24 protein-coding genes and 1 tRNA gene are annotated in these 24046 nt (G+C 65.4%); 13 read left to right on the forward strand and 12 right to left on the reverse strand.

All coding sequences use genetic code 11. From position 1 onward, the window contains the following. Positions 1–399 precede the first annotated feature (399 nt). A complete protein-coding gene (locus PKE71_RS07775; RefSeq protein WP_271186387.1) occupies positions 400–864 on the forward strand; it encodes a cupin domain-containing protein in 465 nt (154 codons plus the stop codon). Here the strand turns inward: PKE71_RS07775 and PKE71_RS07780 are convergent. Beyond that, entirely contained in the window at positions 861–1337 is a 477-nt protein-coding gene (locus PKE71_RS07780) for a GNAT family N-acetyltransferase (RefSeq protein WP_271186388.1), read from the reverse strand. The two genes, PKE71_RS07775 and PKE71_RS07780, sit on opposite strands and share 4 nt — an antisense overlap. Positions 1338–1353: 16 nt before the next feature. Continuing rightward, the gene (locus PKE71_RS07785) at positions 1354–1695 is read right to left on the reverse strand and encodes an aspartate decarboxylase (protein WP_271186389.1); all 342 of its coding nucleotides are present in this window, start codon (positions 1693–1695) and stop codon (positions 1354–1356) included. 116 nt (positions 1696–1811) lie between these two features. Between PKE71_RS07785 and PKE71_RS07790 the strand changes: the two genes are divergently transcribed. Then, a complete protein-coding gene (locus tag PKE71_RS07790) occupies positions 1812–2984 on the forward strand; it encodes a DmpA family aminopeptidase (protein ID WP_271186390.1) in 1173 nt (390 codons plus the stop codon). Positions 2985–3182: 198 nt separating this feature from the next. Continuing rightward, positions 3183–4388: a TIGR03862 family flavoprotein gene (locus tag PKE71_RS07795; RefSeq protein WP_271186391.1), complete on the forward strand. Its 1206-nt coding sequence runs from the start codon at positions 3183–3185 to the stop codon at positions 4386–4388. Positions 4389–4560: 172 nt separating this feature from the next. Here the strand turns inward: PKE71_RS07795 and dapD are convergent, their stop codons facing one another. Beyond that, positions 4561–5385, reverse strand: coding sequence for a 2,3,4,5-tetrahydropyridine-2,6-dicarboxylate N-succinyltransferase (gene dapD / locus PKE71_RS07800; protein WP_271186392.1), 825 nt, complete (start codon positions 5383–5385; stop codon positions 4561–4563). A 206-nt stretch (positions 5386–5591) separates the two neighbouring features. On the opposite strand from dapD, the gene PKE71_RS07805 reads away from it, so the two are divergent. The 7 genes from PKE71_RS07805 to PKE71_RS07830 all read left to right on the forward strand — a co-directional run bounded on the left by PKE71_RS07805 (position 5592) and on the right by PKE71_RS07830 (position 13847). Then, a complete protein-coding gene (locus PKE71_RS07805; RefSeq protein ID WP_271186393.1) occupies positions 5592–5885 on the forward strand; it encodes a helix-turn-helix domain-containing protein in 294 nt (97 codons plus the stop codon). Then, complete coding sequence (locus PKE71_RS07810; RefSeq protein ID WP_271186394.1) at positions 5882–7195, forward strand: HipA domain-containing protein; 1314 nt, start codon at positions 5882–5884, stop codon at positions 7193–7195. Before PKE71_RS07805 ends, PKE71_RS07810 begins: the two co-directional genes overlap by 4 nt. 190 nt (positions 7196–7385) lie before the next feature. Beyond that, complete coding sequence (locus tag PKE71_RS07815) at positions 7386–7607, forward strand: hypothetical protein (protein ID WP_271186395.1); 222 nt, start codon at positions 7386–7388, stop codon at positions 7605–7607. A gap of 60 nt (positions 7608–7667) precedes the next feature. Further along, on the forward strand, positions 7668–11909 hold the full coding sequence (locus tag PKE71_RS07820; RefSeq protein WP_271186396.1) for an RHS repeat domain-containing protein: 4242 nt from the start codon (positions 7668–7670) through the stop codon (positions 11907–11909). Positions 11910–12335: 426 nt separating this feature from the next. Beyond that, entirely contained in the window at positions 12336–12725 is a 390-nt protein-coding gene (locus tag PKE71_RS07825; protein WP_271186397.1) for a hypothetical protein, read from the forward strand. Continuing rightward, positions 12722–13615, forward strand: coding sequence for an RHS repeat-associated core domain-containing protein (locus PKE71_RS17635; RefSeq protein WP_373878798.1), 894 nt, complete (start codon positions 12722–12724; stop codon positions 13613–13615). The genes PKE71_RS07825 and PKE71_RS17635 overlap by 4 nt, the downstream gene beginning before the upstream one ends. Beyond that, positions 13584–13847 (forward strand): hypothetical protein, encoded by a 264-nt coding sequence (locus PKE71_RS07830; RefSeq protein ID WP_271186398.1) that lies wholly within the window; start codon positions 13584–13586, stop codon positions 13845–13847. The genes PKE71_RS17635 and PKE71_RS07830 overlap by 32 nt, the downstream gene beginning before the upstream one ends. A 357-nt stretch (positions 13848–14204) precedes the next feature. Here PKE71_RS07830 and PKE71_RS07835 read toward each other — a convergent pair whose 3' ends face one another. The 6 genes from PKE71_RS07835 to rpmH all read right to left on the reverse strand — a co-directional run bounded on the left by PKE71_RS07835 (position 14205) and on the right by rpmH (position 18938). Beyond that, positions 14205–14951: a pyrimidine 5'-nucleotidase gene (locus PKE71_RS07835; protein ID WP_271186399.1), complete on the reverse strand. Its 747-nt coding sequence runs from the start codon at positions 14949–14951 to the stop codon at positions 14205–14207. After that, positions 14948–15958, reverse strand: a complete 1011-nt coding sequence (locus PKE71_RS07840; RefSeq protein WP_271186400.1) for a DUF1036 domain-containing protein — start codon at positions 15956–15958, stop codon at positions 14948–14950. The genes PKE71_RS07835 and PKE71_RS07840 overlap by 4 nt, the downstream gene beginning before the upstream one ends. 4 nt (positions 15959–15962) lie before the next feature. Further along, on the reverse strand, positions 15963–16535 hold the full coding sequence (gene yihA, locus PKE71_RS07845; RefSeq protein ID WP_271186401.1) for a ribosome biogenesis GTP-binding protein YihA/YsxC: 573 nt from the start codon (positions 16533–16535) through the stop codon (positions 15963–15965). Between the two features lie 65 nt (positions 16536–16600). Further along, the gene (gene yidC / locus PKE71_RS07850; protein WP_271186402.1) at positions 16601–18394 is read right to left on the reverse strand and encodes a membrane protein insertase YidC; all 1794 of its coding nucleotides are present in this window, start codon (positions 18392–18394) and stop codon (positions 16601–16603) included. A gap of 14 nt (positions 18395–18408) precedes the next feature. After that, a complete protein-coding gene (gene rnpA / locus PKE71_RS07855) occupies positions 18409–18798 on the reverse strand; it encodes a ribonuclease P protein component (RefSeq protein ID WP_271186403.1) in 390 nt (129 codons plus the stop codon). A 5-nt stretch (positions 18799–18803) separates the two neighbouring features. Continuing rightward, on the reverse strand, positions 18804–18938 hold the full coding sequence (rpmH, locus tag PKE71_RS07860) for a 50S ribosomal protein L34 (RefSeq protein WP_271186404.1): 135 nt from the start codon (positions 18936–18938) through the stop codon (positions 18804–18806). Between the two features lie 188 nt (positions 18939–19126). Here rpmH and PKE71_RS07865 point away from each other — a divergent pair, with 188 nt between their 5' ends. Then, entirely contained in the window at positions 19127–20578 is a 1452-nt protein-coding gene (locus tag PKE71_RS07865) for a sensor histidine kinase (protein ID WP_271186405.1), read from the forward strand. Between the two features lie 185 nt (positions 20579–20763). Here PKE71_RS07865 and PKE71_RS07870 read toward each other — a convergent pair whose 3' ends face one another. The 3 genes from PKE71_RS07870 to PKE71_RS07880 all read right to left on the reverse strand — a co-directional run bounded on the left by PKE71_RS07870 (position 20764) and on the right by PKE71_RS07880 (position 22555). Continuing rightward, positions 20764–21336 carry a demethoxyubiquinone hydroxylase family protein gene (locus tag PKE71_RS07870; RefSeq protein WP_271186406.1) on the reverse strand — a complete coding sequence of 191 codons (573 nt, stop codon included), beginning with the start codon at positions 21334–21336 and terminating at the stop codon, positions 20764–20766. Then, entirely contained in the window at positions 21333–21851 is a 519-nt protein-coding gene (locus PKE71_RS07875; protein ID WP_271186407.1) for a disulfide bond formation protein B, read from the reverse strand. Before PKE71_RS07875 ends, PKE71_RS07870 begins: the two co-directional genes overlap by 4 nt. Before the next feature lie 86 nt (positions 21852–21937). Further along, positions 21938–22555, reverse strand: coding sequence for an exopolysaccharide biosynthesis protein (locus PKE71_RS07880; protein ID WP_271186408.1), 618 nt, complete (start codon positions 22553–22555; stop codon positions 21938–21940). A 148-nt stretch (positions 22556–22703) separates the two neighbouring features. Between PKE71_RS07880 and PKE71_RS07885 the strand changes: the two genes are divergently transcribed. Both PKE71_RS07885 and PKE71_RS07890 read left to right on the forward strand, forming a co-directional pair. After that, positions 22704–22788 (forward strand) — tRNA-Leu (locus tag PKE71_RS07885). A gap of 254 nt (positions 22789–23042) precedes the next feature. Then, positions 23043–23933, forward strand: coding sequence for a DUF417 family protein (locus PKE71_RS07890; protein ID WP_271186409.1), 891 nt, complete (start codon positions 23043–23045; stop codon positions 23931–23933). Positions 23934–24046: the final 113 nt, after the last annotated feature.

A 24046-nucleotide genomic window follows, 5' to 3' on the forward strand; every position in this document is an offset into this window, starting at 1 on the left:
GAGGCCGGTGCAGGAGTCGCTGTAGGGGCTGGTGCAAGGCGGCTGATGCGGGTGGCGGTGCGGGGGCGCCGGAGCCGGAAACGGCCGGGGCTGAGGGACATCGTGTCGGGAAGTCGACAGCGCACGCCAGAGGGGGCTCTGCCGGCGCGCGTCGCGCCCGGACAATCCGATCATGCTGATCATGGGTGGGCCCGCTGCGCCGATGAGGCCTGAACAGGGCGGGAGAGACCGGCCGGCGCCGGCGTTCATTCGCGCCAGTATTGGTCACAAGGGATTGTCAGGCTGACCGGCTTGCGGTGGCGTACGGGCGCGCATGGGGGCGGTATCCCTGTCGCCAATATCGTCGAGGGCACCTATATCGGATGTCCTGGATCGGGTGCCGGACCGGAGAGGGAGATCATGGTGAAATTTGCTGTCGAGGATATCGGGGAGGCCACGGGTACGGGCTATCCCGCCGAGTATGCCGGCGTCGTGAAGGGCCGCCATGCGCGGCGACTGGGCATGGCGGCCGGGCTGACCGGCTTCGGCGTCAATCTCGTGCGCCTGGAGCCGGGGGCCTGGTCGTCGCAGCGCCACTGGCACACGCATGAGGACGAGTTCGTCATGATGATGGAGGGCGAGGCCGTCCTGGTCACCGATGAGGGCGAGACCGTGCTGCGCGCCGGCGATTGCGCGGGCTTTCCGGCCGGGGTCGAGAATGGTCACTGCCTGCAGAACCGGTCCGGCGCCGATTGCGTCTTCCTGGTCGCCGGCGGGCGTTCGGACGCAGATGCGGCCTTCTATCCCGACATCGATCTGGAGGCGAAGCCGGGCCGCTATTCCGACCCGGACTGTTTCCGCCGCAAGGACGGATCACGCTTCTAGCTTGAAAGCCGCTTCTCCATCGCGAACCGGTCGAGCTGTTCGCCGCGGACCTCGACCGTCTCGCGCTGTGTGATCGCGAATCCCATGGCCGAAAAGGCCGGCTGGGCCATCAGGCTGGCATGGACGATGAGGCGGGTCTGGCCCGTCTCGAGCGCCACTTCCTCGATCGCGGCGTAGAGCCGGCGGAACAGGCCCGAGCCCTGGAAGCCGGGGCGGATATAGGCGAAGTCGACATACTCCGGCGGTGCCAGCGACATGAAGCCGGCGGCATGACCGTCCTGCTCGGCGATGAAGATCACCTGTCCGGCCAGGCGCGTATTCCAGTCCTCCCCGCGGCGCGGTTCCGGCACCCAGGCCTGGCGCTGCTGCGGCGTGTAACGGCTGGGCGCATTGTGGACCGCGTCGAACATGATCTCGCCCAATAGCGCGAAGTCCGCCGGGGCGGCCCGGCGGATCATGACAGTGTCGCTCATGAGCGTGGCCAGCGGGCTAGTGCGAGCGCCCGTGCGTCTCGCGATAGCGTTCCATCGAGACCGAGATCTTGAAGGTTTCGCGGTATTTCGGCGAGCCGACCGGGCGGGGCGGGTGCTGCGAGGTGAGGGCCAGGATGCGTTCCAGCGTGTCGTGCGCCGCACCGGACTGGCCGGCGCCGATATAGGCGTGCAGCTCGACCAGCGCGTCGGACAGCGGATCGCCGCCACGGATGATGAAATAGGGCTCGTCCTTGCCCAGCTTGTTCAGCACGTCGAATTCCGACGGATTGTTGGCGGAACCGTAGGGTGCTGCCGGGTCGGCCACCGCCGGACGGTCTGTCTTGGTTTCGTCGCTCATGACGCGCCCCTTCCTGTTCGAACCGGCACATCCCATCAGATTCGAGCCGCAACGGGTAGCGGCACGTCAGCGCAGGGGCTGTTATAAACGGGGCAGCAGATCAGGGAGGCGCCGTCATGATCGGTGCGGCAAGGCTGGCAGGATTGGCAATGGCGATGGTGGTGACGACAGCAGCAGGCGCAGCCCAGGAGCGCGGGCCGGACCAGGTGCGGGCCCGCGAGATCGGTATTGCGCCCGGCGTGCTGACGCCCGGTCCGCTCAATGCGATCACCGATGTCGAGGGCGTGCGCGTCGGCCAGGTGACGCTGACCGACGCCGAGGCCGCGATCCGCACCGGCGTCACGGCCATCCTGCCGCATGGCGGCGATCTTTATGCCGACAAGGTTCCGGCCGCCCTCGCTGTCGGCAACGGATACGGCAAGCTGATGGGCGCGACCCAGATCCGCGAGCTCGGCGAGATCGAGACGCCGATCGTACTGACCAACACGCTGGCCGTGCCGCGGGCGGCGGACGGGATACTCGACTGGTCGCTGGCGCTGCCGGGTCATGAGGGCATCCGTTCGCTCAACATGGTGGTCGGCGAGACCAATGACAGCCGGCTCAACGATATCCGCGCCCGGATTGTCACACCGGAACATGCGGTGGAGGCCATCGAGAGCGCTTCGGACGGGCCCGTCGCCGAAGGCAATGTCGGTGCCGGCAATGGCACGGTGACCTTTGGCTGGAAGGGCGGGATCGGCACGTCCTCGCGCCGCCTGCCCGAAGCACTGGGCGGCTGGACGCTGGGCGTGCTGGTGCAGACCAATTATGGCGGCATCCTGCAGATGGACGGCCTGCCTGTGGGTGAGACGCTGGGGCAGTACTATCTCTCCGACCACGTTGCGGATGATCGCGCCGACGGGTCGATCATGATCGTCCTTGCCACCGATGCGCCCCTCTCCGACCGCAATCTGGAACGTCTTGCCCGGCGCACATTCGCCGGCTTGGCACGCACCGGAGCATCGATCACCAACGGCTCGGGCGATTATGCCCTTGCCTTCTCCACCCATCCCGATGTGCGCCGCACGCCGGAGCGCCGCTCGGACGTTGCGACGATCTCCGACCTGCCCAACGGCCAGATGTCGCCCCTCTTCCAGGCTGCGATCGAGGCAACCGAGGAAGCCATTTATAACGCCCTCCTGATGGCCGAGGATATCGACTACCCGGTTGCCGGCTCGGACGCCGTGGTGCACGCCCTGCCGGTCGAACGGGTACGCGCGATGGTGGAGCAACGCCATCCTCGCCCTTGATGGGCGAGGGGGACCGCTGCGGAGCAGCGGTGGAGTGGGTGGGAGCCAGGTGTTGGCCAGCTTGCCACCACCGGGGTTCACCCCATCCGGCCCGAGGCTTCGCCTCGGCCCACCTTCCCCATCAAGGGGAAGGATGACGCTTGTCTCGACCGCCTTGTCTGCTTGGCGGCATCCCCCGCTTCGCGCTACCACCCTGCCATGACCGCTTCCAGATCCATCGCCATTATCGGAGCCGGGCCGGCCGGGCTGATCGCTGCGGAGTATCTGTCCGCGGCGGGGTTCGGCGTGGATATCTTCGAGAAAATGCCGACGCCGGGGCGCAAATTCCTGATGGCCGGGCGCGGCGGTCTCAACCTGACCCATTCCGAACCGCTGCCGGCCTTTCTGGGCCGGTATCGCGCGGCGGCGGACTGGCTGGGACCGGTTATTCTCAAGCACGATCCGGCAGCGCTGCGGGCCTGGTGCGAGGGGCTGGGCCAGGCGGTGTTTACCGGCTCGTCGGGCCGGGTGTTTCCCGAGGCGATGAAGGCGTCGCCCTTGCTGAGAGCCTGGCGGAAACGGCTGGACGATCAGGGTGTTGCCCTGCATGTGAGACATTGCTGGACTGGCTGGGACGAAGAGGGTGCGCTGGTGTTCGATACGCCGGACGGAGCGGTCACGCACCGCGCCGACGCGACGCTTCTGGCGCTGGGCGGGGCGAGCTGGCCGAGGCTGGGATCGGACGGACATTGGGTGGACATTCTGTCACGTGAGGGCATCACAACAGCCCCGTTCATGCCCTCCAACTGCGGCATGGAAGTAACATTCAGTGACATCACGAAGGAGCGGTTCGCCGGCACGCCGCTGAAGACGATCGCGCTCGCCCTGGGCGGGGAGCGCGTCGCCGGCGAGGCGGTGATCGCCCGCTACGGTCTGGAAGGCGGCGCGGTCTATGCGCTCGCCGCACCCATCCGCGACGCGCTGGCGCAGGGACCGGTGACGCTGCATCTCGACCTGCGCCCCAACCAGACCGCCGAAGCCCTCGCGGCGATCCTGGCGCGGGCGAAAAAGGGCCAGTCCCTTGCCAACCGCCTGCGCAAGGCCGGCCTTGCGCCGGCCGCCATCTCCCTCCTGCGCGATGCGGTGGCGGACGTGCCGTCAGATCCGGCCGCGCTCGCGGCGCTGATCAAGGCCGTGCCGCTGAGTGTCACCGGCCAGCGCGGTCTCGATCGCGCGATTTCCTCGGTGGGCGGTATAACACGCGCGGCGGTGGGTGAGGATTTCATGCTGACGGCAAAGCCCGGCGTTTTCGCCGCCGGCGAGATGCTGGACTGGGATGCCCCGACCGGCGGCTACCTCCTGCAGGCCAGCTTCGCAACGGGGATAGCCGCCGCGAAAGGCGTGGAGGCCTGGCTGGGGAAGTAGGGGAATTGCACCATCCTCCCCCTTGATGGGGGAGGTGGGCCGAGGCGGAGCCTCGGCTCGGAGGGGGTGGGGGCGAGGTGTTGGCGAGCTCGCAGGCACCGGGATTCACCCCATCCACCACGCCTTCGGCGCGGTCCCCCTTCCCCATCAAGGGGAAGGATGGGAGGTAGCCCTACCGCAACAGCTCGTTGATCGCGGTCTTCGCCCGCGTCTGCGCATCCACGCGTTTCACGATGACGGCGCAGGCGAGCGAGGGGCCGCCCTTGGGGTCGGGCAGGGTGCCGGGCACGACGACGGCGTATTCGGGGACTTCGCCGCGGGTGATCTCGCCGGTAGCGCGGTCGACGATCCTGGTCGACTGGCCCAGGAAGACGCCCATGGAGATCACGGCGCCGGTGCGCACGATGACGCCCTCGGCCACTTCCGAGCGTGCGCCGATGAAGACATCGTCCTCGATGATCACCGGCCCCGCCTGCAGCGGTTCCAGCACGCCGCCGATCCCGACACCGCCGGAGATGTGGACGTTCTTGCCGATCTGGGCGCAGGAGCCGACCGTCGACCAGGTGTCGACCATCGTGCCCGCGTCCACATACGCCCCGATATTCACATAGGAGGGCATCAGCACCGTGCCCGGTGCGATATAGGCACCGCGGCGCACGGCGCAGGGCGGCACGGCGCGGAAGCCGGCAGCGGCGAAATCGGCCTCGTCCCAGCCCTCGAACTTGGAGGGCACCTTGTCCCACCATTTCGAGCCGGCGACGCCGCCCTCGACCAGACCCATCGGATTGAGCCGGAAGCCCAGCAGCACGGCCTTCTTGAGCCACTGGTTCACGACCCAGTCGCCATTGCCGGCGCGTTCGGCGACGCGGGCCTTGCCGGCATCGAGCAGGCCGATCGCCGTTTCCACCGCCTCGCGCACCTCGCCCTTCGTGTCGGCAGACACGCTGTCGCGATTGTCCCAGGCGGTCTCGATGGCGGATTGCAGGGCGTCGGTCATGGCTCGCTCGTCAGGCTGATACGGAGGAAGAGCGCGACTTAGCACCGGTGCGGGAGAGGGGGAAGTGCGCCGGTGCGGGCGGGGCCGGTTTTACGTTTTCGGTAAAGCCATCCGCGACGGGCCTGGAAATCCGCATTTTTTATCGTTTTCAATAAAATTCTTGTTCCCGGCGTCGAAATAAGGCATGATTTATTGAATTCGATAAAATGGAGTTCCTCATCAGCGATCAGCGCGACACATCTCTCGTTCAGCTCGGTGGACGCATTCGCAAGACCCGTGAGGCGCGCGGGCTCAGCCTGCACGAATTGGCGCGCCTCAGCGGCATAAGTGCGCCTGCCCTGTCCCTCATCGAAACCGGCAAGCGCGACCTGCGCGTGACCAGCCTCTACCGGATCGCCGGAGCCTTGCGCATTCCGGCCGGCGATCTGGTCGAGCCGCCATCCGAAGGGACGCCCGGCCGCGCGGCAGACGAGGGCTATGATCTCGGAGACTATGCGTGATCCAGCGGGTTCCGGTCTGGTTCGACACGCTGCGGGTCGGCGATATCGGTGTGGCGGACGATGGCGCGCTGAGTTTCGCCTACTCGCAGAAGTGGCTGGCGACCGACGGCGCCTTTCCCCTGTCGCTGACCTTGCCGCTTCAGGCGGAACATCATCCGTCAGTGGTGATTTCGCCCTGGCTGGCCAACCTCCTGCCGGAAGAGGACCAGCTTCTCGTCCTGACCCGATCTTTGGGTCTGGACCGGACGGATACGCTGGCCGTGCTGCGCGAGATCGGCGGCGACACGGCAGGCGCGCTCTCCTTCGAGACGCCGTCCGTGCCGGCGGACTGGCGCTGGACGCCGCTGACCGATTTCTACGAGGTCGATGATCCTGAAGCCGCACTCGAACGTCATTTCGAGGATCTGCAGCGGCGCCCCTTCCTGGCGGGCGAGGAGGGTGTGCGTGTCTCGCTCGCCGGCGGGCAGAGAAAGTCGGCGCTTGCTGTGCTGGACGCCGCGGGCAAGCCGGTGCTTCGCTTGCCGGGCGACGGCGACAGGCTCGCCGTTCCGCGAAACGGCGCGCCCTCGACAGTGATCGTGAAGCCGGACAATCCACGCCTGCCCGGCATCGTGGAGAACGAGGCCTATTGTCTGCATCTGGCAAGCGCAGCCGGGATCGCCGCGGCCGAAGTGTCCATCCTGCACGCCGGTACCCGCAAGGCGATCTGTGTGCTGCGCTACGACCGCCGGGTGGGCCGTACGGGGCGGCTGCAACGGATCCACCAGGAAGACTTCGCCCAGGCCAACGGTATCCCGCCGGGGCGCAAGTATGAGCGCGGCACCCGTCCCGGCCTGTCCCTGCCGCAGCTCCTGGGCACCGGGCGCCATCTGCCGCCGGCCGGTGCGCTGGCCCTGCTCGACCAGCTTATCTTCAATATTCTCGTCGCCAATACCGACGCGCACGCCAAGAACTACTCCGTTCTCCTGCCCATCGGCGGCGATCCGCAGCTGGCGCCGCTCTACGATGTCTCCAGCGTCCTGCCCTGGCCTGATGTGGCGCAATACTTTGCGCAGAACATCGCCGGCAGGAAGCGAAAGCCCGCCGATATCACCGCGGATCACTGGACCGCCATCGCCAAGGCCGGCGGCTACCGCGCCGGCGATGTCCGACTGCGGGTCCAGGAGATTGTCGACGCCCTCGTGGCGCACCGCGTCGCAGCCACGAACCATGTTGCGGCGCTTGCGGGCAGGAGTGCCGGATATGCCGAACAGGCCGCAGACCTGATCGAGCAAAACGCCCTGCGCATCGCGGGACGGCTGCGGGGGTAGGGGGCCGGACGGCCTGGGTTCAATTCGCGCTTTTGCGTTAACTTTTAATTTTGTCTGCCGCTCACAAAATCATTGATTGTATCCCGCGGCTGTGCCGTACTCGCCTTGAACGCGAAATTTTCGAGTCCCTGTCGCGTGAGGACGGGGGCGGTTCCGGCCCGCCGGCCGGCGCGTAGCGGAGGGACATATCATGCGAAAATTCTTGCTGGGCTCTGCCCTGACCGGGGCGCTGGGCGCTCTGGTCCTTCCGCTGGGCGCGGCCGCCGCCCAGGAAACCGTCACCTACACCTATGACGCCCAGGGGCGTGTGGTCGAGGTGCAGCACTCCGGCGGGCCCAATCACGGCGTGAAGCGCGAATACGAATACGACGACGCGGACAACCGCACGCGCAAGAAGACGACCGGCGCCTGACCGGCGCTTTTTCCTGCCCGCCTGACGTCTCTTCCAGGATCCGATTTCCGGAGTGTATCCATGCCGTTCGTCCGTCTGCTGTCCGCCGGCCTTGCCGCCTGTCTGCTTGCAATTTCAGCGTTTGCAGCGCCGTCCCTCGCGCAGGGCGGTGCGGCCCTGCCGCTGGTCTACCCCGCGGTCGACGGCAATGGCGTCAACCTGCCATCGGGCACGCCGGTGGTGAGTTCGCCGGGGATCAGTATCGGCGATCCGGCCAATGGCGGCCTGAGCTATTCCCAGAACTATGTCGGCAATGACTGGCACCACAGCGTGATGGGCGGGATCGCATCGAACGGCTCGACCGTCATTGTCACCCTGCACAGCTCGGCCGAGACATTCACCGTCTCCGGGACGACCTATACGCCGGAGACACCGTCCGGTTCGACCCTGGTGCAGAGCGGGACGACCTATACCTACACCACGGCGGACGGCACCGTGGTGACCTATCAGCACCAGGATATCGGGCATCAGGCCTTCTACGGTGCGGACAGGGCCGTCGTGCGGTCCATCGCCTTCCCGAACGGGGAGGAGTGGACCTATCACTATTCGGTCGCGTTCGAAAAAACCTATTGCGGCGGCCTTCCCTGCATCGATCCGGACCATGGCTATTCGCGCCTGCAGGCGGTAACGACCAATCGCGGCTATCAGCTGCACATCCGCTACGCCCTGGACGGCGGGTCGATCTTCCCCGCCGAAACCGTGTATTGGGCGCGCCCGCTCGAGGCCGTCCTGTTCAACATGGCGGAAGAATACTGCGCTCCGATCGCGTCCACCTGTTCCTTTTCCCAGGACTGGCCCTCGCTCTCCATCGGTCTGTCGGGCAATGACTGGCTCTACACCGACAGTGAAAGCCGGGTCACACGTTTCGTCCGCGACGGCTCCGGCCGCGTCACCGGGATCCGCTTTCCCGGCAGCGCCGCCAACGATATCACCTACAGCTATACGTCCGGCCGCGTCTCGTCGGTCACGGCCAATGGCCTGAGCACGTCCTACACCTATGCCGACAGCGGCGGGACACGCACGACGACGGTGAATGCGCCCGGCGCGGCCGGCAACACCAAGGTCGAATCCAGCCTGTCGACCGGGCAGATCACAGCGGTGGAACTGCCCTCCGGAGACCGCACCGAATACACCTATAATTCCAGCCGCCAGCTCACCCGGATCACGGCGCCGGAAGGCAATTATGTCAGTTATGGCTATGACAGCCGCGGCAATGTGACCTCGGTGGTCGAGCACGCCAAGAGCGGGTCGGCCACCGTCACGCGGATGACGGCATCCTACCCCGCCAGCTGCACCAACCGCTTGACCTGCAACCAGCCGAGCTGGGTCAAGGATGGCGCCGGCAACCAGACCGATTTCACCTATGACAGCACGCATGGCGGCGTGCTGACGGTGACGCAGCCGGCCCCGGCGGGCGGTCTCGCCCGGCCGCAGGTCCGGGTCACCTATGCCGGGCTTTATGCCTGGTATCACAAAGGCACCGGGTCGGTGCTCGCCGGTCCCGGCCCGATCTATCTGCCGACACAGGTTTCCACCTGCCGTCAGGGTTCCGGTCCCAGCTGCACCAGCTCATCCTATCGCATCGACACCACAATGGTGTACGGCGCGTCCGGTGTGGCCAATAATCTGCGCCTCACCGCGCAGACCGAGGCCGCCGGCAATGGCGCGCTCAGCGCGACCAGCACGATGCAATACGATGCGGTGGGCAATCTGGTCTCGCTCGACCCGCCCCTGCACGGCACGAATAATCGCACCGTCTTTGCCTATGACGCGCTGCGCCGGCCGACCGGCCAGATCGGGCCGGACCCGGACGCCGGCGGTCCGCTGACCCATTCCGCACAGCGCACCACCTATAATACGCGCGGCCAGGTGACCCAGGTCCAGTTCGGCACCATGCCCGGCTATACCAGTGCCTGGACGAGCTTCTCCGAGATCGAGCGCCAGACCGTCACCTATAATACCTCGCACCGCCTCTCGGCCTCGCGCCTGATCACCGGTTCGACCACGCATGCGCTGGTGCAGTATTCCTACGACAATGCCGGGCGGACCCAGTGCGTGGCCCAGCGGATGAACCCGGCCACCTTCGCCAGCCCGCCTTCCTCGGCCTGCACGCCGGCGACGGCCGGCAGTTACGGGCCCGACCGGATCACCCGCACCGATTACGACACGTCCAGCCGCCGCACCCAGGTGACGACGGCCTACAACACCTCCGCCGCCGCCGTGGAGGCGGCCTGGACCTATACCGCCAATGGCCGGGTCGCCAGCCTGACCGATGGCGAGAACAATCGTATGACCTATCACTACGATACGTTCGACCGGCTGCAATACACGCGCTATCCCTCCTCGACCCAGGGGGCGGGCACGTCCAACAGCGGCGATTACGAGCAGCTGACCTATGACAGCGTTGGCCGTATCTACCAGCGGCGTGTCCGGACCGGGCAGAATTTCATCTACACCTATGACAATCTCAACCGGATCACCAATGTCGATGCCCCGGCCGGCACGGCGGATACCAGCTATACCTATGACAATCACGGCCGCATCCTGACGGTCTCGAACGGGTCGCAGACGATCACCAACACCTATAACGGACGCGGCTGGCTGGCCTCGCAGAATGACGGGGCAAACGGCACGGTCAGCTATCTCTACAATGAGGCGGGCCAGCGCACGCGCATGACCTGGCCGGACAGTTATTACGTCACCTATGCCTATACGCGCGGCGGCCAGCTGGCCTCGATCTTCGAGAATGGCGACACGACGGGTCTCGAACGTCTGGCGGACTTCACCTATGACCAGCATGGCCGGCGCACCCTGCTGACGCGCGGCAACGGCGTGACGACGGATTATGATTACGACGCCGCCTCGCGGCTGGACGCGCTGGTGCAGAACCTGGCCGGCACATCCGACGACCGCACGCTGAGCTTCAGTCACAATCCGGCGGGCCAGATCACCAGCCGGACGGACAGCAATACCGGTTATGCCTGGACCGACTTCGTCAATTTCGACGAGACGGCGAGCTATAACGGTCTCAACCAGATGCTCTCGGTGACGGGCCAGTCGACGGCGCCGCAATATGATGGCCGGGGCAATATGACCCGGGATCACCAGGGCCAGACCTATCAATACGATCACTATAACCGGCTGAGCGGTGTCGGGACGTCGATCGATCTGGCCTATGACCCGGCCGGGCGCCTGCAGGAAACCTCGGGCACGGGGATCACCTTCCGCGAGATGCAGTATGACGGTCTCGACCTGATCGCGGAATACAATGGCTCCGGCACGCTGACGGCGCGGTATGTCCACGGGCCCGGGGCGGACGAGCCGCTGGTGCAATATGCCGGCGCCTCGGTGTCGACGCGGCAATGGCTGCTGGCGGACGAGCGGGGATCGATTGTTGCGGTGACCGACTGGTCGGGCGCGGCGATCCAGATCAACAGCTATGACGAATACGGCGCTCCGGCGCCGGGCAATGCCGGCCGCTTCGGCTATACCGGCCAGGTCTGGCTCCCCGAAACCGGCCTCTACCACTACAAGAACCGGGCGTATAATCCCGAGCTGGGACGGTTCATGCAGACGGATCCGATCGGGGTGAATGGCGGGATGAATCTCTATGCCTATGTAGGCGGGGACCCGGTGAACGCGACCGATCCGTTGGGGTTGGCTTCAATTTGTACACATTGGTGGACGTTCTGCGGCGGATGGAGCCGGGGAAGCACGGGTTGGCGGGGTGGAAACCTATGGGGCGATCCGGACCGTGGCGGACGGCCGCGCTCTGTCAATGAGGGCGCGGAGCAGGGCGGACGGACGGGCGATCGAAGGGAGCCCGAGGCCCCGACAGTGGCGTGCCCCACACAAAATGAAATTAATGACCAGGACTACGCTGACGACAACCGCTTCGCCGAAGAGTTCAACGGTGAGTTAGACGAAAGTTATTTCGTTCTTGGCTCAGCGGCGCTTTTTGGCGGATCTATGGGTGCGTCAGGCGAAGATACCGTCTCCTCAATGGGGGGTGGGTTGGGTGCATTTTTTGTCTGGGGACAGGCTCGCCACCCGCAAACGGCGCTAGAGAGAACCTATCACCACGGCGTCGGTTTTCGAGTGTGCACCCTCTTTTGTTGGGCTGTTCCTGAAATTGGTGGAGGCGATACGTCGTTTACGAGCGACGATTACTCCGAGCTTGTGTTGGGGTTTGGGGTGGCATACAATCAACCAGTATCCATAAACAGAAGAACGGATTGTTTCGATGGCGGCGGCGATCAGTAAAAAGCCGGTTTTCTGGGCTATATTTATAGGGCTGATTTTTTTGGTTTCATTGACAGCTGTGCCATTTTATATAAATGGTGTTGTGAATCTATATGTTGTTTTTTCAATATTTATGTGGTTTGTTTATTCTGTGTTAATTTTTGTTTTTTCATACCGATTTATTTTTCAAAAAATTGGAGTAAATTTTCTAGTATTCGGGTTTTCTTACATTTTGTTGTACTCAATTTTTATTTTTTGGAATGTGGCCTCTCTGTTGCTGGAATCTAGCTAGCCTGCCGCTTCGCCTCGTGATCGGACGACCGCACGCTGAGCTTCAGTCACAACCCGGCCGGTCAGATCACCAGCCGGACGGACAGCAATACCGGTTATGCCTGGACCGACTTCGTCAATTTCGACGAGACGGCGAGCTATAACGGTCTCAACCAGATGCTCTCGGTGACGGGCCAGTCGACGGCGCCGCAATATGACGGCCGGGGCAATATGACCCGGGATCACCAGGGCCAGACCTATGAATACGATCATTATAACCGGCTGAGCGGTGTCGGGACGTCGATCGATCTGGCCTACGACCCGGCCGGGCGCCTGCAGGAGACCTCGGGCACGGGGATCACCTTCCGCGAGATGCAGTATGACGGTCTCGACCTGATCGCGGAATACAACGGCTCCGGCACGCTGACGGCGCGCGTCGCCTGCCCCGGACCTGTTCCGGGGTCCATGGCCCCGGCGCGGACGAGCCGCTGGTGCAATATGCGGGCGCCTCGGTGTCGACGCGGCAATGGCTGCTGGCGGATGAGCGGGGCTCTATCGTCGCGGTGACCGACTGGTCGGGCGCGGCGATCCAGATCAACAGCTATGACGAATACGGCGCCCCGGCACCGGGCAATGCCGGCCGCTTCGGCTATACCGGCCAGGTCTGGCTCCCCGAAACCGGCCTCTACCACTACAAGAACCGGGCGTATAATCCGGAGCTTGGACGGTTCATGCAGACGGATCCCATCGGGGTGAGCGGGGGCATGAATCTCTACGCCTATGTGGGCGGGGATCCGGTGAACCTGGTGGATCCGTTGGGGTTGGAGTGGGTTCAGAGAGATCGACGCATAAGCGTGTGCTCTGTCTCCGACGGCGTAGAAACATGTACGCGGAGTACTATGTGGTATTGGGTGTGGGTTCCTGATCCGACCGACGGCACGCCGAGCGGGGGCGGGCGCTGGCTTATCAATCCAAATCAAATATTGGACCGCATGACTAGGGAGAGGAGTGAGGAAGAGACGTCTGACTGTATAGAGGGTCTGGTTAGAGCTGCGAATTTGATGGGTGCCGCCTCGGAGGTTGCTGGAGATACGAGTGATGCTCTTGGGGTGATCGGCACTGGTCTGGTCGTTGTGTCGCCGGCTACGGGTGCAGGTGCGCCAGAAGTCGCTGGGGCGGGCGGGACGCTTATCGCGGCTAGCGGCGGGTTCGGCTTGGTGTCTGTTAGCCTAGACGTTGGTGCGGAAGGGGCCGCTGCATATGCAACGGGTCGGTGGGGGGGAGTCTGGCGAGCTTTTGCTGTCACCACTGCCGGGCAGGCGTTTGATAGATTCCTACGGTTGTTCGATAGTAGGGTCCCGGGGGTCGCACGAGCCTACAATTACGCTAGCACGGTTGTGTCTTATCAACCTGCCGATAGGGCAAGTGAATACACTTGCAGCACCAACGAGGGCTGATATGTACATAAATGAAATCATTGTAACTACTATTATAATATTTGTCTTATCAATATCTTTTTTTGGTGCTATGATTGCAATTAGAAAAATTAATAAAATTGAACACGATACTACTGCGTATGAAATTATGCTTAGAAATGTTTGGATTATGGTCGTTGTGGCCTGTTCTTCATTTATAGTCGTTTCTGGGGTGTTTTTTTTATTGGTTGTTCATAGCATTTTTTTTGAATGAGGGTTTCGTAACCAGATGTATTTTCAGGATGTTTGGGGTGGTGCTAGGTTCGGCGGTGTTACGGTCCCACCGGGAGGTGTGATTACGACGCCGCCTCGCGGCTGGACGAGCTGGTGCAGAACCTGGCCGGCACGTCCGACGACCGCACCCTGACCTTCAGTCACAATCCGGCCGGCCAGATCACCAGCCGGACGGACAGCAATACCGGTTATGCCTGGACAGCAATACCGGCTATGCTTGGACAGACTTCGTCAATTTCGACGAGGCGGCGAGCTATAACGGTCTCAACCGGATGCTCTCGGTGACGGGCCAGTCGACGGCGCCCATCCGGGATGACAGGCATGGGCGGTCGCGGCGTTAGCTGCCCTTCACCCGCACACCCCCCAGAAACGTACTCAGACAATCCACCGCATAGTGGACATGCTCGGGGTGTTCGTCCGGGCCGGCGCTTTCCTCGTCCCGGGGGCCTTCCTTGGCGCGGACGAGGACGGTGGTGAAGCCCATTTCGTGGGCGGTCTTGAGGTTGCGCACCGAGTCCTCGAAGAAGACGGATTGTGCGGCGGGGACGTCGAAGCGGGCGGTGAAGCGGTCGAAGCCCGCGCGATGGGGTTTGGGCGTGAAGCCGGCGGCCTCGACATCGAAAATATCGTCGAACAGATGGGTCAGGCCGAGGCGGCCGAGAATATTCTCGGCATGGCGGCGCGAGCCGTTGGTGTAGACGAGGCGCGTGCCGGGCAGGGCGGCGATGCGGCCGGCCAGGGTGTGGTCGGGATCGATCACGCTGGCATCGATATCGTGCACGAAGTCGAGAAAGGCGCTGCGGTCGATCTCGTGATTGGCCATCAGCCCGTTCAGCGTGGTGCCATAGGTGCGCCAGTAGTGCTTCTGGACCTGGTAGGCCTCGTCCTCGGGCAGGGCGAGCAGCTGGGCGACGAATTGCGTCATCCGGCGGTCGACCTGGCTCATCACCGGCGCGCTGGAGGGGTAGAGCGTGTTGTCCAGGTCGAACACCCAATGGGTGGCGTGGGTGAGGTCGGCGCCTTGCGGCCCGTCTTCCTTGCCGTCTTCCTGGCCGTCCTGGATACCGGTCTGCGTTTCGCTCATTGCCGCAATCCCTGGAAATCGGCCTCGGTGAGGGTGACGCGCACGCCGCCGTTTTCCGGCTGCGGCACGCGGCGGAAGCCGGCGGCGGTATAGCCGCGCTCGGCGCACTCGGTGCGGCCTTCCGAGACGAATCGGGCCGGGGCGAGGCAGAAGCGCTCATTGCCGCCGCTCATCGGCCGGCGGCCCTGGCCCGAGACACGCTCGGCATAGACGAAGGCATTGTCGGTCTCCAGCCGGCTGGCGAGCAGGCGGGCGCATTCGCCCGCATGGATGCGCCACCAGCCGCGCGACTGCCAGATCTCGCCGGCGCGGTGACCGATCGCCGTGGCGATATCGCCGTCGGCCTCGTTGCACACGATCAGACCGGAACCGGCATTGCGCTCCAGGGCGCGTGCCTCGAGGGCGTCGATCAGGGCGGCATCGCCGGGATTGCCGGAAATGCCGGCCTCGGACTGGAAGCGCGCGACGGCACGGCGCGTGGAGCGGCCGTCATAGCCGTCGATGCCGGTCACGGCATAGCCGGCCGATTGCAGGAGGCGCTGGATGCCGGCGACCTGGGCGCGGCGGCCGAATTCGGACGGTTCGACCAGCACGGTGCGCTCGCGCGCATCGCCCTCGCGCATGAAGAAGTCGCGCGAGGCCAGGCCGAGGGCGGCGCAGCGCGTATTGGCGACAACCTGGAAATCCGTCTCGTCGACGCACAGCGGCACCGTGCCGCGCCATTCGCGCACGCCGCCGAGATAGGCCGTGGTGGACTTGGCGTAGAAGAAGAGGGGCTGGGTGCTGGCGTCCAGATCGACTTCCTGCGCCACCTCGGCGCATTCACCCGGGCGCACGCGCGTCCAGCCCTCGATGGCGACACCGCCCTCGACCGCCCAGGCCGCGGCGATATGCGTGACATAGCTGGTCTCGTTGCAGATCTCGGCGGCCCCGGCGCGCGGCGCCGCAAACGCGGCAAGGCCGAGGAGGGCGAGGCAGGCGGCGATCCGGACCGGCAGGCGCATCATCGCATCAGAACTCCGGCAGGAGGGCGGCGATCTCCGCCCGCAGCACATCGATCCCGTCGCCCTTGGCGCTGGTGGTGGCGACGACGCGCGGGAAGGCCGCCGGGCGTTTCATGATCGCCTGCAGCGTCTCCTCGGTGATGCGTTTCACCGCCGGCGGCTTGATCTTGTCGGTCTTGGTCAGGACGATCTGGTAGCTCACGGCCGCCTCGTCGAACACGTCCATGATCTTCTCGTCGACGGTCTTGAGACCGTGACGGCTGTCGATCAGGAGGTAGACGCGCTTGAGATTGACCCGGCCGCGCAGGAAATTGCGCGTCAGCCTGGTCCACTTCTCCACGACGTCCTTGGGCGCCTTGGCATAGCCATAGCCCGGCAGGTCGACGATGCGCAGATCGGTGTCGTCGACATTGAAGAAGTTCAGCTCGCGCGTGCGGCCGGGCTCGCCGGAGGCGCGCGCGAGATTGTTCTGCCGCGTCAGGGCATTGATCAGCGAGGACTTGCCGACATTGGAGCGTCCGGCAAAGGCGATCTCGGTGCGGTCGGGCTCGGGCAGCTGCTGCAGGCTGACCGCGCCCATGATGAAGGTGCAGGGCCGCGAGAAAAGCCGCCGCCCCGCTGCCAGATCGAGATCGTCGTCGCCCGTCAGGACTGGTCTCCCGAAGCCTTGCCCTGCAGCCGCTTGATCAGCTTGTCCAGCTGGGTCTCGTTCCCGTGGCGGCGCATGATGATGTATTGCTGGGCGACCGAGAGGAAGTTGTTCCACGCCCAGTAGATCACCAGGCCGGCCGCGAAGGGCGCCAGCACGAAGGTGAAGACGATCGGCAGCATGGCGAAGATGCGCGCCTGCATCGGGTCCGGCGGCGGCGGGTTCAGCGCCTGCTGGGCGGCCATGGTGATGCCCATGATGATCGGCCAGGCGCCGATGCCCAGAACCCCGCCGATCAGCCAGATGCCGGACGGGTCGTAGGGGATGAGACCGAACAGGTTCCACATATTCGTCGGATCGGGTGCCGACAGGTCGCGGATCCAGCCGAAGAAGGGCGCGTGGCGCATCTCGATGGCGTTGAACAGGGTCTGGTAGAGCGCGAAGAAGATCGGGATCTGCGGCAGGATCGGCAGACAGCCGGCCAGCGGATTGATCTTCTCCTTGCGGTACAGCTCCATCAGCGCCTGCTGCTGCTTCTGGGTATCCGCAGCATAGCGCTCCTTGAGCTCCTGCATTTTCGGCTGCACCGCCTTCATCTTCGCCATCGAGGCGTAGGCGCGGTTGGCCAGCGGGAACATCACCAGCTTGATGATCAGGGTGAGAGCGAGAATGGCCAGGCCGAAATGCCCGGTCACGCCTTCCAGCAGGTGCAGCAGCCAGACGAAGGGCCGGGTGAGGAACCACAGCCAGCCCCAGTTGATCGACATGTCGAAGCGTTCGATGCCGTAGTCTTCCTCGACCGCGTCGAGCACGTCCAGCTCCTTCGCGCCGGCGAAGACATAGGCCGTCGAGGTCATCGAGGCGCCCGGTGCAAGCTCGCGCGTCGCCTCGATATAGGTCGCCTCATAGGCGTCGACGGCGCCGCGCTCGCGGATGCGGAAATTGGCGGTGAAGGCGACGTCCTGGTCGGGAATGGCGGCGGCCATCCAGTAGCGCTGGGTGATGCCGACCCAGCCGCCGGTGCCGGAGACTTCTTCTTCGCCCTCGCCCTTTTCAAGGCGCTGGAAACTGGTGCGCGTCACGGCGCCGTCGACGACCGCCAGCGGGCCCTCGAACACGGCGATATTCTTCACCAGGTCTTCGGGAATGCCTTCATGGCGCACCAGGCCGTAGCGGGCCAGGTCGACCGGCTGGCCGGAATTGTTGGTCACCGTGTCGGCGATGGTGAACATGTAGTTCTCGTCCAGCGAGACGGTGCGTTCGAAGCGCAGGCCCGAGGCGGTCTCGTGGACCAGCACGACGGGCGTCTCCGGCGTCAGGCGGCTGCCCGAGGCCAGCGTCCATTCCGCCGCATTGCCCGGCAGGTCGGAAAAGCCCGGCGTGGCCGACTGCCAGCCGTCGCGGGCGTAGAAAGTGTGTTCGGTACCGATCGGGTTGAGCAGGGCGATCGGGGTGTCGTTGTCGACGGTGACCGTGTGGCGGCGCAGGCGGATATCGTCGAAGCGCGAACCGGTCAGCGACAGCGAGCCGAGTACGGCCGGACCCTCGATCTCCACGCGCTGCACATCGCCCAGCGCGTCGTCGCGCGTTTCATAGGCGGGCGCCGCTTCGGTGTCGGGCAATTGCAGGTCGGGATCGGCCTCGGCCAGCTCGCCGGCGGCTTCCAGGGCTTCCTGACGCTCGGCCTCGCGGGCTTCCTGGGCAGGGCGCAGGAAGAAGAACTCATAGCCCAGCATGATGGCCAGGATCAGACCCAGCGCGATAAACAGATTGCGTTGTTCTTCGCCCATGAAAACTCGGCCTTTCAGGCTGTTTGTCCCTTGCCACCCGGAGCCGCGTCTTCGGCGAGGCTCACCAGTGCGCTTTTGACATCCCCCATCAGACGCGGCCAGTCCCTTGCGGACGTGGACGCACGCGCGATGAATACATAGTCAAAGCCGGGCTGTCCGTGGAGGGGGAGTAGCAGCCTTGCGGCCTCGCGCAAACGGCGTTTGCAGCGATTGCGGACGACTGCGCCGCCGATCTTGCGCGTGGCGGTGAAGCCTGCGCCGACCGTATCGCACAAACAAGAAGAGCCGTCCCGTCTTCGCGCCTGGATAACGACGCTGGACCGGACGGCTTTCTTGCCTTGGGCGACGAACAGGAATTCGCGCCGCTTTTTCAGCCGATTAACGGCCAGCGGCTGCGTGTCCATCGGATTTAGGCGGACAGGCGCTTGCGGCCCTTGGCACGGCGGCGGGCCAGAACCTGACGGCCGTTTTTCGTCGCCATGCGCGCACGGAAGCCGTGCCGACGCTTGCGGACGAGCTTGGACGGTTGAAATGTGCGTTTCACGGTCGCGCTCCATCGGCGTTCAATTCGAGAGCGGCGGCTAATACGCGGCCCATCCGGCCACGTCAAGGGCGGGTGCCGCAGATTGCGCAGGCAAAAACGCTGTTTGCCAGCATGACCCAGGCAGGCCGGCCGCTCATCGCCTTCCGCTTGCCGCGCCCGGACGCCTAGGCTATTCGGCCTGCCAGCTCATGGTCAACGATCCGGACACCGATTCTTCCCGCCCGAGCGAGGAAGGCCAGCCGCCGCCCCGCCGGGGTGTCAGGCCGTTGATCGACAGCCTGCCCGGGCAGTTGCTGATGGTCACGCTGGGCCTGATCGCGGCGGGTGTGGCGCTGATCTATTTTCCCGCCGCCGCCGGCTTTCGCATGCAATGGATGAGCGACCGTGCCGAGGCGGCGCACCTGGCCGCGCTGGCGGCCGATGTGGCGCCGGGCGGGGCGCTGGGCGAGGACGAGGTGCGGGCGCTGCTGATGGGCGCCGATGCCGTCGCCGTGTCCCGTGTGCGCGACGGCATGAACGAGCTGGTGCTCTATTCCGGTCCGATCGGCGAGGGGCTGGTGGAGACGGATCTGCGCAAGGCCGGCTGGTTCACCCATCTTCGCGACACGGTCGATGTGCTGTTCGCCCCGCCGGGCCGGCTGCTGCGCATCCGCGCCGAGCCGATGGGGGCGCCAGGCGAGACGATCGACGTGATTGTGCGCGAAACGCCGCTGCGGGCAGAATTGCACGCCTTTTCGCGCTGGCTGCTGGTGTGGGCCAGTATCGGTGCCGCGATCGCCGGAGCGGTGATCTATGCCGCGCTCTTCTATCTCTTCGTGCGCCCGATGCGGCGGCTGGCGGCGGCCATGACGCATTTCAGCGCCGACCCGTCCGACCCGGCCCGGGCGATCCGGCCGTCCGGCGCGCGCACCGAGATCGGCCAGGCCGAAGCGGAGCTGGCGCGCATGCAGGCGGATATCCGCCAGGCGCTGCACCAGCGCGAACGCCTCGCCGCGCTCGGCGGGGCTGTCGCCAAGATCAATCACGATCTGCGCAATGTGCTGGCCAGCGCCCAGCTGGTCTCCGACCGTCTGGCGACCGAGAGCGACGGGCGGGTGCGCAAGATGGGCGAGCGGCTGGTGCGCGCCGTGGATCGCGGGATCCGCCTGTGCGAGGCGACGCTGCAATACGGCCGGGCCGAGGAAACACCGCCGGTGCGGGCTGCCGTGCCGGCGCGGGCACTGCTGGACGAGGTGGTGGCCGATGCCGGTCTGGCGGGCTCCGGCGTCAGCTGGGACAACCGGGTCGCGGACACGCTGCTGCTGGATGCCGATCCGGACCAGGCGCACCGCCTGTTTCTCAACCTGTGCCGCAACGCCATCCAGGCGATGCAGGAACAGGCCGGTGAGCGCGCGCTTGCCGCGACTTCAAGCCTTGTGGACGGCCAGGCCGTCATCGAGATCCGCGATACCGGCCCCGGCCTGCCGCCCAGGGCGCGCGAGCGGCTGTTCGAGGCTTTCTCCGGCTCGGTCCGCAAGGGCGGCACCGGTCTCGGCCTCTCCATCGCCCGCGAACTCGCCCGCGCCCATGGCGGCGATGTCGAACTTGTCGGGAGCGACGAGGCGGGAACGGTCTTCGCCGTGCGGCTGCCGGTGGTTTAGGGGGGCGTGGGCTACATGCACTCCAGCACCGTCATCCCACGGGCCCTGCGTCAGCAGGGATCCGGGGGACCTCGTCCATCACGTGAGCCATGATCCAACCGGCCGGCGTCACATTCAGGACGCCGGGTGGTTGAGGTCCCCCGGACAAGCCGGGGGATGACGATGGTCTTGGGGCGGTAGGGTCCCTAAACCCGCTCGGACACCCTGATCGCGATCCTGCACCCCGCCTGGATGGCGCGGGAGAGGAGGGCGTAGCCGGGGGCTTCCTTTGCACCTTCCCCGACGGCGAGGTCGCGGTGCTCGATCTCTTCCAGACGGAATTTCTCGAACAGCTCGGCCAGCTCGTCCTCGCCCATCGCCTTCAGCTCGGCGACCTGGCCGGCATAGTGGCGCTCGATGACGGTCTCGACGGCTTCGGTGCAGGCATGGGCCGCCTTCTCGCCCATCAGCGCGGTGACGGCGCCCAGAGCGTGGCCGGCGACGTCCCAGACGGGGGCCAGCGCGGTGGGGCGGGCGTCGTGTTCGAAGATCAGCCGGTCGAACGTGTCGAGATGGTGCTGTTCGTCGGCCTCCATCTCCTCCAGCTGGGCCGCGATGCGGGCCTTGTGCGGCAATTGTCCGAACACGGCGCGCTGGCCCTGGTAGATCGCCACGGCGCCGTATTCGCCGGCATGGTCGACGCGGACCATCTGCTCGATACGCGTCCGGTCGCGGCGGCGGCCGGGCAGGGGCGGGCGCGGTGCGCGTTGCGCGGTCATGATTTCAGCCCCCGGATGCCCACGGCGATCGACAGGCCGGCCATCGCCGCCGAGATCAGCGCGTTATAGCCTGCCATCGAGATGCCCAGCAGCGTCCAGGCGGCCTCGTCGCACATCACGACAGGGCGCTGGCCATCCAGCGCGGCAAGCACGTCGGAGACCGACACGCTGCCGCCGCCCGAGGCGGTGCAGGTTTCCGGACCGGCCCACCACTTGTACTCGATCCCCGCATGCCAGGCCGAAAAGCCCGCCGAGAACAGCAGCACGGCCGCGACGGCAAAGATCATGAAGGGCGCGAAACGGGCGAGGCCCGGCCGCGCGATCATCAGGCCGCCGAAGGCCAGGCCCAGCGCGATCACCGCCATGTGGATATGGCGCTGGTCGTAGCACAGGGCACAGGGGTCGTAGTGGCCGATATACTGGAAGCCCCAGGCGCCGAAGAGCAGCAGAAGCGAACCGCCTGCCATCAGCAGGGGCCAGCGCGAAAGGGGGAACTGGGTCAGAACAGGTGTCATGGTGTCCATTGTTGCAAGTACCGGGCAATCTAGCGGCCGGGCCCGAAACATGTACCGCGACCAATTCGCACAGACCTTCCGGCCCGCTAAACCAGGGACCGCAGGAAGTCCTTGGCTATATCAATCATGGCATAGCCGAAAACCAACAAAAGCGTGATCCACACCAGTCCCAGGATCAGGCCGGCGATGATCAGCAGCCCGTCGCGGGTAAGAAGGCCCAGCGCGGCGATGGCCAGCGCGATGCCCGGCGTGGTGTTGGTGGCCGGCAGCGGCACCAGGATCGAGGCGCAGAAGATCATGAAGATAACGCCGATCGCGCGCTCGGCGGACGGGCCGGAGAGAAAGCTCAGGCGCGGCCGGGCGAGCGCTTCCAGCCAGCCGAACCATTTGCGGCCACTGCGTGCCATGCGGTCAAGTCCGGCCTTGGACAGGCGCCGCGCCTTGAAGCGTGCCGGCAGCCAGGGCTCGTCGCGGCCCATCGCCATCTGGGCGGACAGCGCCATCATCGGCAGCGACATGATCTGCGGCACGCCATAGAGGAAGGGGATGGAGACAGGCAGGGCCATGGCGAACAGGATGATGCCGAAAGCGCGCTCGCCGAGGGCATCGACAAATTCGCCAAGCGTGCAACCCTCCTCGCCCGTGTCTGCGGCAATGGCCTCCAGGGCCGACAGGAGCCCCCGGTTTTCGGCTGCATCGGTCATGCGGATGGTGTCCTGACAAACGGTGTCGAGATACGCGGACACTAGCCAGCGCGGCCCGTCCCGTCGAGCGCAATGGCTTGTTGACTTGCCGGGGCTTCGCGGTCAGCTTGCGGCGCGCTCGGGCGGCGGCTCTCGCCCCGCCCCGAAAGCCCCTGTGGCGGAATTGGTAGACGCGACGGATTCAAAATCCGTTTCCGCAAGGAGTGTCAGTTCGAGTCTGACCAGGGGCACCACCCTTCGCCCTTCGGGCTTCGGGTGGCAAGCCACCCGCAGCGCGAATGCGAGCGACGCGAGCGGGCGAAGGCGGACTGCTCCTCACAAGCGCCATCCCCCCCCCTCACGCCATCCACCACCGCCAGCCAGCGCTTTCACGCTACCAATTGCAACTTTTGATCGGCGGACGTGTTCGCGGCCTCGTCAGATGCGGTCCGGAGTGCTAGCGTCCGGTCACGGCCAGCTGGACGGGGTGAGTTTGAGGAGGCGGGCCTTGCTGTCACCGGGTAGTGCGTTGATTTTCGCGCGTTTCGCGCTGGCGCTGACTTTCTTGTGGTTCGGCGCCATGGACTTCACAAGTGTCGGCACGGCGATCACGGCGGGCTGGCTCGACGGCCATGCCATGCTGCCGGACGTGTCCGACCAGGCCTCCTCCGCGGCGCGGGCGATCGGCGTGTACCAGATCGTCATGGCGGTGCTGATCGGCCTGCCCATCCCTTCCGGCGGTTTCCGGCGCATCGGCTTTGCGATGCTGGGCCTGTTCTGCGCCGGTGCGCTGACGCTGATCGCGACCAATCCGGTCTGGAGCGCGGCCGAGGGCGGCTTTCCGGCGATCGGCGCGGGGCAGGACATCATCAAGTATCTCGCCATTCTCGGTCTCGCCCTGTGGTGCGGCTCCTTCGACAATACCCGCATGTTCTCCAACCGGTATTCGCAGATGCGGGTGTGGGCGCAGCTGGTGATGTGGGCCGGGCTGGTGCTGGTGCTCGGCTGGATCGGCGCGATGAAATTCACCGCTACCGAGGCCGCCGGTATCGAGCCGCTCGTGCGCTCGCACCTCTTCTTCTACTGGATGCCCGGCCTGATCGGTGTGCAGGGCACCTCCTATGCGATCGGCGCGATCGAGCTGTTCACGGTCGCGGCGCTCGCCGGCTACTGGTTCTCGACCCGCGCCTACCGGACCGGTCTCTTCCTGGCCGCGGTGACCTTCTGTGTGACACTGTCCTTCCTGGTCACCTTCTCCGGATCCTGGGAGAGCCAGCTGGGCGGTTTCCCGGCGCTGGCGCCGGCGGGACATTTCCTCCTGAAAGACCTTCCGCTGCTGGCGGTCTGCCTTGCGCTCGCTGCTGAAACCGGCCGCGCCGGCACGCGCTACCGGCGCTGACCGGCCGGTTGACGCGGAAATTCCCGGACATGTTCTGAAACACGTTTCACACTTGCCGCCGCAGTCGTCCTGTTGTGCTTGACCGGGTGGGGGCCCTACCTACTCTGCTGGGC

It is taken from the genome of Maricaulis virginensis (assembly GCF_027922185.1).
In the GTDB taxonomy this organism is placed as follows: domain Bacteria; phylum Pseudomonadota; class Alphaproteobacteria; order Caulobacterales; family Maricaulaceae; genus Maricaulis; species Maricaulis virginensis.